The 11995-nt window shown below is 36.5% G+C and carries 10 protein-coding genes; 3 read left to right on the top strand and 7 right to left on the bottom strand.

Features of this window, described 5'->3' with window-relative positions; all coding sequences use genetic code 11:
* Nucleotides 1–24: 24 nt before the first annotated feature.
* Together AC3ITD_RS10940 and AC3ITD_RS10945 are read right to left on the bottom strand one after the other, a co-directional pair.
* On the bottom strand, nucleotides 25–1560 hold the full coding sequence (locus AC3ITD_RS10940; RefSeq protein ID WP_489366405.1) for a RagB/SusD family nutrient uptake outer membrane protein: 1536 nt from the start codon (nucleotides 1558–1560) through the stop codon (nucleotides 25–27).
* 15 nt (nucleotides 1561–1575) lie between these two features.
* A complete protein-coding gene (locus tag AC3ITD_RS10945; RefSeq protein WP_489366407.1) occupies nucleotides 1576–4743 on the bottom strand; it encodes a SusC/RagA family TonB-linked outer membrane protein in 3168 nt (1055 codons plus the stop codon).
* A 545-nt stretch (nucleotides 4744–5288) separates the two neighbouring features.
* Here AC3ITD_RS10945 and AC3ITD_RS10950 point away from each other — a divergent pair.
* On the top strand, nucleotides 5289–6008 hold the full coding sequence (locus AC3ITD_RS10950; RefSeq protein WP_489366409.1) for a hypothetical protein: 720 nt from the start codon (nucleotides 5289–5291) through the stop codon (nucleotides 6006–6008).
* Here the strand turns inward: AC3ITD_RS10950 and AC3ITD_RS10955 are convergent.
* Nucleotides 6002–6520, bottom strand: coding sequence for a DinB family protein (locus AC3ITD_RS10955; protein ID WP_489366411.1), 519 nt, complete (start codon nucleotides 6518–6520; stop codon nucleotides 6002–6004). The genes AC3ITD_RS10950 and AC3ITD_RS10955 overlap by 7 nt on opposite strands.
* 109 nt (nucleotides 6521–6629) lie before the next feature.
* Nucleotides 6630–7712, bottom strand: a complete 1083-nt coding sequence (locus AC3ITD_RS10960) for a fatty acid desaturase family protein (protein ID WP_489366413.1) — start codon at nucleotides 7710–7712, stop codon at nucleotides 6630–6632.
* A 318-nt stretch (nucleotides 7713–8030) separates the two neighbouring features.
* Here AC3ITD_RS10960 and AC3ITD_RS10965 point away from each other — a divergent pair, with 318 nt between their 5' ends.
* Nucleotides 8031–9299 carry an Hsp70 family protein gene (locus AC3ITD_RS10965; protein ID WP_265801312.1) on the top strand — a complete coding sequence of 423 codons (1269 nt, stop codon included), beginning with the start codon at nucleotides 8031–8033 and terminating at the stop codon, nucleotides 9297–9299.
* Nucleotides 9300–9527: 228 nt separating this feature from the next.
* Here the strand turns inward: AC3ITD_RS10965 and AC3ITD_RS10970 are convergent, their stop codons facing one another.
* From AC3ITD_RS10970 to AC3ITD_RS10980, 3 genes are all read right to left on the bottom strand, one after another.
* The gene (locus AC3ITD_RS10970; RefSeq protein ID WP_265801311.1) at nucleotides 9528–10304 is read right to left on the bottom strand and encodes a helix-turn-helix domain-containing protein; all 777 of its coding nucleotides are present in this window, start codon (nucleotides 10302–10304) and stop codon (nucleotides 9528–9530) included.
* A gap of 299 nt (nucleotides 10305–10603) precedes the next feature.
* Complete coding sequence (locus tag AC3ITD_RS10975) at nucleotides 10604–10801, bottom strand: cold-shock protein (protein WP_056850364.1); 198 nt, start codon at nucleotides 10799–10801, stop codon at nucleotides 10604–10606.
* Between the two features lie 3 nt (nucleotides 10802–10804).
* Nucleotides 10805–10990 carry a cold-shock protein gene (locus AC3ITD_RS10980; RefSeq protein ID WP_265801310.1) on the bottom strand — a complete coding sequence of 62 codons (186 nt, stop codon included), beginning with the start codon at nucleotides 10988–10990 and terminating at the stop codon, nucleotides 10805–10807.
* A gap of 809 nt (nucleotides 10991–11799) precedes the next feature.
* Between AC3ITD_RS10980 and AC3ITD_RS10985 the strand changes: the two genes are divergently transcribed.
* On the top strand, nucleotides 11800–11982 hold the full coding sequence (locus tag AC3ITD_RS10985) for a hypothetical protein (protein WP_056850367.1): 183 nt from the start codon (nucleotides 11800–11802) through the stop codon (nucleotides 11980–11982).
* Nucleotides 11983–11995: the final 13 nt, after the last annotated feature.

Raw genomic sequence — 11995 nt, forward strand, 5'->3', positions numbered from 1 at the left:
GCCATACAGCTAACCTTAGTATAATTAATATTTTGGATTTTGCGTCAAATTAGAATTCAAATCAATATCACCCTGTGGTATTGGATAAACTTCGTGTTTGCCAACAATAAATCCGGTGAAATCAGCATCTCTGGTAGCTAACGCCGGACTTAAATCGCCCCAACGTTGCAAATCTGCCCAGCGCCAGCCTTCTCCAGCCAATTCTGTTACACGCTCATGTTTCAACTGTGTTAAAAACTGAGCCTGGTTTAAACCTGGTTTTGCTGCTGATAAGGTGGCTAATCCAGCTCTCTGGCGCACCCTATCTACATAAGGATAAGCCTCGGCAGTTCTGTTTAAGCCATTTAGTGCCTCTGCATACATCAGCAAAACATCTGCATAGCGAATTAACCGATAGTTGTTAGGCGAGCGGAAACCTTCCTGATTTTTCCAGTGATCATTTAACAATTTACGAAACCAAACGCCATTCGCATCAGGTCCATTGCCATAACGACTTTGAAAGGTTTGGCCATAAACGATTGTTGCAGTTGGGCCCGCTGGATTTGCATTATTAAAAATGAACGATGCTGCTAAACGTGGATCTTGCGCGTTGGCTACGGTTCCTTCCTGCAAAAACTCGTCAATTACCCATCTGCGGGCACCACCATCAGAAAACCCTACACCCGGAGGCGCAAAAAATTGTGCAATTGAGGTACCGGTATTGTTAATCGCACCCTCATTTACATCATCATCTGTATTCTCATTTACATTTTCGTTAAACTGAATCTCAAAAATAGATTCGCTGTTGTTTTCTTTTGTGATGATAAAATTGTCGCGATAATCGGCTGTTAAAGTGTAAGTTGAAGCACCTGCACCAGTAACCAAGTACGCAAAGGCATCAGCTGCTTGCTGATACATTTTTTGCTGAAGATAAGTTTTACCTAAAAGTGCATAAGCCGCACCTCTTGTGGCCCTACCTAAATCAACTGGCGGATAACTTACCGGTAAATCCACAATGGCTTCAGTTAAATCTTTTGCCACCTGAGCATAAGCTTCCGTTGTAGTGGCATTTCTCGGGACATCTTTCGGTTGCGAAGGCGCCAACATTAACGGCGGGCGACCATAATAAAGCGTCAAATTGAAATAGAATAATGCTCTTAGAAATTTTGCCTCAGCAATAATTCTTTTCTTGGTCGTTTCATTCATTGTAATGTTAGGCACATTTGCAATCACTTGATTGGCTCTGAAAACACCAACATAGAGTGTTTGCCAGGTATCGGCTGTAAGCCCATCATTGTAATTGGTTTGATTGAAACGCATTAGATTGTTCAATCCACCATCTCCACCGGATCCAAAACCTTCATCAGATTTTAAAATTCCATGGTAATAAATCCATCGGGAATATAAACTCGCCGTACGGTAAAAAGTACCGTAAACTGCATTAATTCCTTTTGTCGCATCAGTTTCGTTTTTCCAGAAACTTGCAATTGTTGGTGCATTTGGGTTAACTGCATCAAAATCTCTCTTACAGCCTGCTAATGCTATAATCGTAACAGTTAATATAACTATATATTTTTTCATGATTCTATTATTAAATTAAAAACCTACACTTAAACCAAATGAAATGATTCTTGAGGATGGATAATTTCCGTTATCTACTCCTGGCTCAAGGTTTGGATTTGCACCTACCACATCAGGATCTAAACCGCTATATTTCGTAATGGTGAACAAGTTTTGTCCGCTCACATACAATCTTGCGCTGCTGATGTTGGCTTTAGAAATTAATTTCTGCGGGAAACTATAACCCAATTCTACATTACGTAATCTTAAGAAAGAACCATCTTCAACCCATCTGTCGCTATTTCCTCTTGCATTTTCATTGATTCCTCTATCGTTAGCAGCAAATTGATAGCCCAATCTAGGGAAAGTCGTATCGGTATTATTGGGTGTCCATGGATTAATATCTCTTCTGTAGTTTGAGTTACCGTAGCTGTCTAAATCTCTCAATACATCGTTATATAATTTTTGTCCGAAAGCGCCATATAACTGGATAGAAAGGGTGAAATCTTTAAATCTGGAATTGAATTGCAAACCGCTTGTAAATTTCGGAAATGCTGATCCTGCATAAACGCGGTCTTTATCGTTTATATCATCATTTGTTCCGCCATCAACAGTATTTTGATATCGAATGTCGCCTGGTTTCGCATAAGCACTTTGTGCCCGGTGTGCATTAATTTCTGCCTGATTCTGGAAAATGCCATCAGTTTTTAAAACGAAGTATTCTCCAATCGATCGACCAACCTGCGTTCTGGTATTGCCAGACTGGATATAATCTTTTGGTAAACCTGTTTCGGTATCAATACCCAAATTACCTAACGATAATACTTTGTTTCTTACGATACTGATATTACCAGCAATATCCCATTTAAAATCGCCCTGTAATTTTGGGCGATACCCTAAATTAAGTTCTACCCCTTTATTTTGGATGGAACCAATATTAACAATAGGATCACCCTGTAAGTTACCCAAATATCTTGGCAACGGCTGGCTTAGCAATACATCTTCAGAAACTGATCTAAACACATCAAAGTTGATAGTAAACTGATCTTTAAAAAGAGATGCATCAAAACCTAAATTGGTTGTTTTTTTCTTTTCCCATCTTAAATCTCCAGAAGCAAGTTTTGCTTGTATCGCACCTGCTGTAGTTACCTGATTTGGCCCCAAAACTACGTCTGGCGCCTGGTTTAAGAAACCGATAAATTGAAACGGACTCAATGTATTCACGCCCAGCACACCATAAGACCCACGTAATTTCAAATCAGAAACCCAATCAACTTTAAAGAAATCTTCCTTGGAAATTCTCCATCCTAAAGCACCAGATGGGAAATAACCTGTTCTAAATTGAGGAGAGAAACGAGAATCCTTATCCGCTCTAAAGGTAAAAGTGGCTAAGTATTTTTCATCATAAGTATAGTTTAGTCTGCCTAAATAAGAATCCAATAAACTTTTATACAAGTCACCAGAAGATGTTCTGCTGGCCGTTGGACTAGAAACAAGCGTAGTAAAGTATTCGCCATTAAGTTGAGTGAGGCTGTTAGCGTTACCTGAAACAAAGTCGGTTTGTGTAGTTTGCTGCGTATAACCTACAACGCCATTAATGCTGTGTTTACCGATGTTATAATTGTAATTTAACGTGTGCTCTAACAAATAACTTAAAAATTGTGAGCGACGTTCGCCTAGTTGACTAAGTTCTGGCGACTGATTTTGATACCATGAACCATCTTTCCTAACCGATTTACTTTTATCAAAACTGGTTTCTATACCGGCATTAAACTTATAATTTAAGCCTTCGATAATTTTGAAATCGACGTAAGCGTTACCGATTAACTTTGCAAAATTAGATCTAACAGAAGTAATGTTGGAAATGGCAACCTGATTACGTGAAAAAGTGTTGATGTTCGCATTTGAACCATAACCCCACCCTCCTGGATTTGCAGTACTGATTAAAGCATTTTCCTGAACCGGAATTAATGGAACACTTGAAAACATATCGTACCATGGGTTGCCGGCAAAGGCACCACCTTGAAACGGCGATTTCGAGGTAGAAGTAGAGAAAGCAAGGTTTTCGCCAAATTTGAAGCGACCTTTAGTTGTTTCGGTATTAACACGGAAGGATGCACGTTCGAATTCACGGGCAATTAATACGCCTTTATCTTTGAAATAACCACCAGAAATAAGGTATTTTGAACCATTACCACCACCAGAGATACTGGCATTGTAATCCTGAACAGAACCTGTTCTTAATGTTTCATCCACCCAATCGGTATTAATTCTACCATTGTAGTTTGCCACACCAGGTTGAATAGCCATTCCTGATGCCTGATAAGCACGGGTGTTTGTTGCCGCATATTCTGCAGCATCCATCATATCGTAAGTTTTTGGAACCTGAGAAATACTGTATCTGGTTGCAATACTGATTTTGGCTGGCCCTTCTTTACCTTTTTTCGTAGTGATTAATATAACTCCATTACCTGCCCTTGAACCATAAATGGCAGCTGCAGATGCATCTTTCAAAATTTGAATGTCTTCTACATCATTTGGATTAACGGTAGTATTCGGGTCTGCAATCATTCCATCAATAACATAAAGCGGACTTGCATTACCGAACGTGGCTAAACCACGAATATTAACTACAGCCTCTTGTCCTGGTGCTCCACCATTCCGAACAGAAACACCAGGTGTTTGACCCTGAAGTGCTTCGGGAAGTGAGCGGGAAACTAGTTTTTCAGTGTTTCCGGTATTTACCGAACCCGTTGCACCGGTTAAATCTTTTCTTCTGATGGTTTGGTAACCAATGACCACAACATCATCTAAAGCAGTATTAGATGATTCTAAGGTTACATTAATTACAGCATTTGACCCGACAACAACTTCTTTTGCGCTGAAGCCGATGTAATTAAAAACTAGCGTAGCATTTTCCGGTACGGTGATGCTGTACTTTCCCATTGCATCAGTAACAACTGTTTTACCACCGCCTTTAACGCTAACAGAAACTCCAGGCAGCGTTTCACCGCTGGCATCTTTTACCGTTCCTGAAATTTGAATGTCGGCTTTAAAAGCTTTAATCTCTAAAGCATTTTTATTTGTTGAGGAGGCATAACCCGGCGTAATAATCGCTGCCATTACCAAGGGCAAAGCAACTAAGCGCTTGAAGTTACCAACCTGATGGACATGAAATAGATTGAGTAAATTTCTTTTTTTCATAATGTTTACATTTGGTTTTGTTTTGTTGAGAGAAGTAGATATCCGTCTGTTATACGACAGATTTTAAGCAAAGATGTTCGGCTTTTTTTCATCATTTAGAAATAAGTTTATATCGGTTAGTTTGTCAAATCGAAAAGAGATTTAACAATAGCAATGTTAATGCTTTGCGCTATAAAGCGGTATAAAAATTGTTTCTAAATCTATAACAAATGTAGCATTCGCTTTAAAAAATATGCTTCAGGGGACCGGAAATGTAGTTTTATTAAACTCATCGTTCGGTAGTCTAAAATTTGAGCGATATCTTTTTTATCTAAACAGCTGAAACTAAAAAAACCATACTATGAAATATGGCGTTATTTAAACACGTGTCATTAAATAAATTTTATAATTTTACTTCCTAACATTAATCATTAATGCCAATCTTTTCTCTTTCGCCAAAAGACCTTTCAAACTACGATAAGCAGCTTGTACAATTATCCTCAACCAAAGATAAATTTGAATTAATCAGAGAAATTTACAAACGTGTATCTGTTAATGAAACCGAATTGGAAAAATTGGAATTTGCAGTAAACTTATTGCAGGTTCAAGGCAATTATGATTTGCAAAAAGAAGCATTAAGGAAGCAGCACCAAAAACTTAAAGATATCAGACAAACGATAGAAGATAGGATTTTAGTTGTTGAACAGAAACTCTATTTAGGGATTCCAGAAGACCTGGATGAAATGGAGCGTTTAATTACCGAGCAGGAAGCGATTGTTGCCGATCAGGAAAAATTAAATGATGATGAGCTTTCACTGCTGGAAAGCATGAGCCAAATAGACGTTGCGTTTGGGAAACAATTAGCAGAAATCGACCAATCAAGATCCAATCGAGATTTGCCTTTAAAAGCGAAATTAGAAAGACAACTATTGCAGGTTGAAGAAACTGAAAAAAAGATACAGCTCCAATCCAAGCTTTATTCTCTTCTTCCTATACTAATTATTCCAATTATTTTAGATTATTTGGCTTATCGATTAGGCTTAAATGGGACAAAGCAAATTATTTTTTCTCACTATATATTTTTAGTTTCCTTTCTGGGTATCCAAATATTTTTGGCTGATACCATCATTCAAAAAACAGGAAATTACTTGGCCAATAAGCAAGCAGAACTGTTTTTAAAACAAATTTCTGATGAGTTAAGTCATCTTGACAAAGCCAAAAGACAGATAGAAATCAAACATGGTATCAAAGCCGAAGATGTAATTGCTTTAGATATGAACTATTGATTTGTATAGTTTTCCTTTACCACAGCCGCTGTGACCATTAATTGTCCTAAATGCCTCATGGTATGCTCCCCTCCATGAAAAAGTAAGCCCATAACGGTAGAAGGCAAACCCGCTCTACCGATCCCTCTAAACTCAGTCAGGGTATTTATGTCAGTTTCTCTAAGTTGCTTCATGGCGATAATAATTTGCCCATCAAACCTCTCCATCAATGATTGGACAGTGTATCGGGTTTCACTATCAAACCCCTCGTCTTCCAGTTGCCTAAACTGAAATGGTGTTAAACTTTCATTTCTGGCGTAAGTAAAAACACGATCCAACACACCTGAAAGGTGTTGCAGATGAAAGCCTACAGATGCCATACCGGCAGGCTTTTGCCACAAAAGTGTATCAGGAAAATCGAGCAAATAGTCTTGTAATTCTTCTTGCGCCTGTAAAATCGCATGTCCCACGGGCTGTAACAGTGGTTCGAGGTCCTGTAATGGTCCTCTCTGCCAAACTTCTAATTTTGCCATAAATAAATAAATTTTAAGAAATGCCAATTTATAATAAATAGTACGAGTTTGATCTTCCTAGATGATCATTTTTAAAAGTCAATAAATGGTAAACCGACTATTATAAAAATTAAACTTCGTTAGTACCCATTTTTTTAAGCATGCGATAATGGGAAGCCAAGGCTTTTAAGAAAGTCGGGTTTTCATGATAAGGCAATCCGAATTCGGATGCTGTTGCTTTTACTATTCCTGATATCCAGCCATAATGAACATGGCATATTTTCGGAAAGAGGTGATGTTCAATTTGCCTGTTTAATCCGCCAAGAAAAAAGGCAGCAGCAGGACTATTTGTAGCGAAATTTGCTGTGGTATGCATTTGATGTTCAGCCCAAACTTCTTCCATATTACCAACGGCATCAGGAACAGGAAAGGCCGTTCCCTCGACTACGTGTGCCAATTGAAAAACTAACCCCATGGTTACCCCTTGCGCAATATGCAAGATCACAAAACCAATTAACACCTGCCACCAGGCAGCATCCATCACCAGAATTGGAACCGCAATAAATAAAAAATAATATAGAAACTTATAAAAAAACAGATTAAAATATTCGATTTTCGGATGAACATTTTCCCTCGCACCAACCCGCTTCTGAAAGAATTTTTTATAATCTTTTCGCAATGCCCATGAGATCGAGGCCAAGCCGTATAATGGAAAAGCGTACCACTGTTGAAAGCGTTGATGCGGCTTTAGTTCATCTTCCTTACAAATTCGAATTAGTCCTGGCGCAATCTCAATATCTTCATCATGACCAGGAATATTAGTGTAAGTATGGTGAACCACATTGTGTGTAATATTCCAAACATACGGACTGGCGCCAAGCAAGTGGAAGATCATCCCTAACGCTTTATTTACCTTTTTATTTGCAGAAAATGAACCATGAATGGCATCATGGCAAACATTAAAACCTATAAATGCACAGGTAACGCCCAGGCTCAAAGTGAGCAGCGTTAAATAAATAAACTTTACATCCGAAAATAAAATGGTAAAATACAGGATGCAGAAAATGCTTAGAAATATAATTGTTTTCAGCCACATAAATCCATCAGCATTAATCGTTAAACCGCGATTTATAAAACCTTGATTTACCCTTTGCCTAACTTCTGCATAAAAACTGTTACAACCTGCTGAAGGAAATTTGGTGATGATTTTCATTTTTCTGGTTTTACCTACCCGCTGTACAGGGGCGATACTCCGAGTTCATCAAGATGACATCCACAATTGGATGACGTGTAAAGATATGAACGTAATATGATATACTTTGGTTTTCAGGCGCTTATTTTATCGCTTTAAAATAAATTTCAATATTGTTATTTATCAAGCAATTTTTTGCAACATTTGCGCCTTAAATTATTACGAAAAAGTAGTTTTTAGCTTTTGTTTAATCAGTTTTATCATATCATTTCAGCATAGCTGAATATAGATCCTGCTTAAAATAAGGATTTCTTAAACACATACAAAAATTCGTTAACCATGAGTAAGTTTCTGTACGGTATCGACTTTGGGACAACCAATTCGGCGCTATCTATATATGATGAAGAAAAAAAAGTGATTGTGGAAACCATCTCCATACCCTCTTTAATTTATTTTACAGAAGCGAAAAGCTTTGTAAATGGCGAAAGTCATATTGTTGGCGAAAAGGCAATTGAAGCCTATTTGAATGATGGAATGAAAGGCAGATTTATCAAATCTATTAAGCAAATTCTATCAAGAACAACCTTTACCGAAACCAGGATCCATAACAAAAGATACACCGCAGCCGATTTGGTAACGTTGATTTTGCAAGATCTAAAGGCAAAAGCTGATAAAATTATTAGTGGGGAATGCAAAAAGGCAGTAATCGGACGTCCGGTGTTTTTTGATGATGATAACACCCAAAAAGATAGTCTGGCGCAGAGCCGATTAAAGAAAGCCGCAGAAAATGCGGGCTTTACAGATGTCCGTTTCCAATTTGAACCGATCGGCGCCGCGTTTGCCTATGAAAAAACGATTACTAACAAAGAACGGGTGTTGGTAGCCGACTTAGGGGGAGGAACAACAGATTTCACCTATTTAATTCTAGATCCGCAAAAAGTTGGCAGCAAAGACAGGAAGAATGATATGATAGCTTCGGGAGGCATTTACATTGGTGGCGATAGTTTGGACTCTGCATTTATGTGGGATAGAGGAACACCATACTTTGGAAAAAATACTACCTATCAAGCTACACCAGGCAAAATATTAAATGTTCCTAAATCGCTATTTGCTAACATTTGTACTTGGGATAAAATGAATTTCTTTAATGGTTTAAAGATTCAAAAAGAGATTGAGGAGTATTATTATTATTCAGGAAATGATCCGAAGTTTAAAAATTTAATTACACTGATAGAAAATAACCTCGGCTACTCCTTATTTAGATCGATAGAAAAAACAAAAATAGAGTTGTCTGACCTTCCTGCTTCCGACTTTAAGTATTCTAACATGGATATTGAAATTGATGAGAATATTTCATTAAATCAATACAATGACATTATCGAAAAGGATGTAAATAAGATAGAAGTTTACCTCAATCAATTTATGGAGACTTATAAAATAAACGCCAATGAGATCGATTGTTTATTTTTAACTGGAGGAACATCGATGGTTTCTGCGATACAGAATTTATTTAGAACCAAATTCCCCCATATTCCGCTAAATTCTGGAGATAACTTTAAAAGTGTGGCGAAGGGATTAGCTTATAGTGGATATCTCTTTGAAGATTAGCATTAACCCTTACCTTTAGCTCGTTATTGACATTTAATTTGGATTAAAATTTCTTGTTTTTAAAATAGAATTTTTAATTTAGCTTTAAATTAATGCGGCTGAATAGAAACAGCCAGACTACTTTACGCGTATGGCGCCGAGGCAAGATATGTGGTGAGGTAATAAAACCTGTTTCTTGCAAGAAATTAAATCTAATCAGATCTATTTCTTAAAAGCAGCATTAATTTTTTATTCCTGAAGCGTAAATTGATTTACCGAAATACCCTTGTATCTTCTAAAGTTTGTTGTAAAGTTAGAAGTTCTTTCAAAACCCAGAATAGCTGCAATTTCATCTACCGAATAATCAGAATGTAACAGAAGTTCTTCTGCCTCTCTCATTATTCTATCCTTAATCAGTGCCGATAGACTTTTGCCTAAAACATGGTCCAAAAACAAGTTCAATTTCCTTGGACTTATCCCCATGCCTTCGGCGTAAAATTTAATAGAACGTTCTTGCTTATAAAATTGTTCTAAAATTGCCCTAAAGCGTAAAACTTGTTGAAGTTCATCTAGGCTGAGTGCAGCCAGATAGCCATCTAAATTTGCGGTGTAACCTAAAAATAACGACAAATATTGTGACAGGTATGCAGCATCTTTTTGCGCATCAATCTCTTTTTGAAGTTGTTTGAGCAAACTAAAAGTCTTTTTCGACCCGTTCTCATCTAAATCCTGGTATGAGAGTTTAAGAAAAAGATTTTTTGCCAACGGATCGAGGTGTTGAAGGAGGAATTCTGCATACAAAACACTACTAAAAGTTAACCAATAGGCTGTTATTACTTCTCCATCCAACCGAACTAAACCTTCCTCAGGGATAAAAAATATTCTTCCATTTAACAAATCGTAATCTCCAGAATTCATGCGCAAACATCCGCGAGCCTCTTTTACAACCAATATTCTCATTGGGAAATTGGCTGGCAACGCCATTTCACTTTTGTAATGTCCGGTGATAACCTCCAGCTGTATCATAGAGGTATTAAGCTTTTTTAAAGGATTTCGTTCGCATTGTATATGAGACAGTGATTTAGATATTAGGTACAATATATTAAGTTTTTATAATTTTAGCGTCTTTGCAGTGCATTAAATTTTCAGAAGATATCTTTTGAACCGCAATCCATATAAGAGTTAGCGCTGCATTTTTATCAAATGGTCTTTCATTTTAAACGCAAGCTATATAGCATATCAATGCATCCGGACGCCGAATTTTACTCAAAAAAAAAGCAAACTAGTATTAGTTCGCTTTTTAAATATTATTAATAGATGATGACTTAAGATTTTAATACTGAAACTTTAATCACCTCCACGTTACTATTAGAAAAATTCAAATCAAAGACCACAATATTTTTTGTTTTAATTTTATCTACCAATCCTTGAGCGGAAACAACCAAATCTTTCCCACCGTTTGAAGGCGTTATTAAGCCGAATCCCTTTTCATCATCATAAAATTTTACTGTTCCTAACCGCATCACTTAAACCAATTTAACGTTTACAGCATTTAATCCTTTTTTTCCTTGAGTGACCTCGAACTCTACCTCGTCATCTTGATTGATTTTATCAACCAATCCCGTAATGTGAACGAAGATTTCTTCTCCGTTTTCAGCTTTAATGAAACCAAAACCCTTTGATTCATTGTAAAATTTAACTGTGCCTTGCATTTATTTTGAACGTTTTAGATTATAAACAAATCAAAATAAATAAAGTTTGAAAAACTTAATAGCTTGGAAAGGAAATTGCAAAGGAACCTGCTAAACCAGAGTTTAGTGGATAACACCAAAATCATGAAGACTTACAATGATTGCAATTTTTTAAATGTGCGATATCTATGGCTGGTTTAGCTATATTTTCTTACTTGCAAAAATTACCCAAAACACAGAAATTCCACTCAAAATAAATACAAGGCCTAAGATAAAGTTCAATTTGTCGTCCATTTATGTAAGCTACAACATTTTCCATGACATTGAAATGATTTATGTAAAATACAACCTATAGTTTTGGTTTTTACACAATTGCTAATTAAAGAAAGAGTTTAGCGATGTTCTAGGTAATGTCCATAAGTCGTTTATACTCCAACCTTTTTGGAGACGCCCATAATGTTTTTGGCAACTGTTCCTTTCTTCGTTATAGCAAGATCGCATTCTACCGCGCTACCAATATATAGTCCTTTTGCTTTGCAATAAGATATCAAAATATATACTTGGTATTACTAATTCTTGGGAGATTAAGCCAAAACCTCTCTGCTTATTGTAAGCTGTAATTACACCGTTCATGGTTTATTTAGTTGAGCGTTTGTGTAAAGCTATTAAATTAGAATTAATGAATGCGATGTAGTAGACATGCAATTTCAAATATTCGATTTTAAATGATTAAAAGTTGATTACTTAAAGCGAGCAAAGCTTTGGCATCTAAAAAAACTTATAATCGTTAAGAAATGTTTAATATTATATAACAAAAAAATATTCCTATCATGAAAAATGTAAATAAAAAAACGTCATCGAAAGTGCTTGATGATGTTAAAGAAGGAGATCTGATCAAAGATGATACTGGAAAAAAAGGTGAAGTTGAACAAATTGAGATACTTGATCGAAAAAAAGAGAAACAATACTATTATAAAATCAAAGATGATGGAACGATTCTGGTAATTAAATAATTGCGACTGCAAA

It is taken from the genome of Pedobacter sp. KH_004 (assembly GCF_057840755.1).

Excerpts from the sequence above, each read along its gene's own strand:
- AC3ITD_RS10945 (WP_489366407.1), bottom strand. The coding sequence starts at position 4,743 with ATGAAAAAAAGAAATTTACTCAATCTATTTCATGTCCATCAGGTTGGT.
- AC3ITD_RS10940 (WP_489366405.1), bottom strand. The coding sequence starts at position 1,560 with ATGAAAAAATATATAGTTATATTAACTGTTACGATTATAGCATTAGCA.
- AC3ITD_RS10960 (WP_489366413.1), bottom strand. The coding sequence starts at position 7,712 with ATGAAAATCATCACCAAATTTCCTTCAGCAGGTTGTAACAGTTTTTAT.
- AC3ITD_RS10980 (WP_265801310.1), bottom strand. The coding sequence starts at position 10,990 with ATGCAAGGCACAGTTAAATTTTACAATGAATCAAAGGGTTTTGGTTTC.
- AC3ITD_RS10975 (WP_056850364.1), bottom strand. The coding sequence starts at position 10,801 with ATGCGGTTAGGAACAGTAAAATTTTATGATGATGAAAAGGGATTCGGC.
- AC3ITD_RS10955 (WP_489366411.1), bottom strand. The coding sequence starts at position 6,520 with ATGGCAAAATTAGAAGTTTGGCAGAGAGGACCATTACAGGACCTCGAA.
- AC3ITD_RS10965 (WP_265801312.1), top strand. The coding sequence starts at position 8,031 with ATGAGTAAGTTTCTGTACGGTATCGACTTTGGGACAACCAATTCGGCG.
- AC3ITD_RS10970 (WP_265801311.1), bottom strand. The coding sequence starts at position 10,304 with ATGATACAGCTGGAGGTTATCACCGGACATTACAAAAGTGAAATGGCG.
- AC3ITD_RS10985 (WP_056850367.1), top strand. The coding sequence starts at position 11,800 with ATGAAAAATGTAAATAAAAAAACGTCATCGAAAGTGCTTGATGATGTT.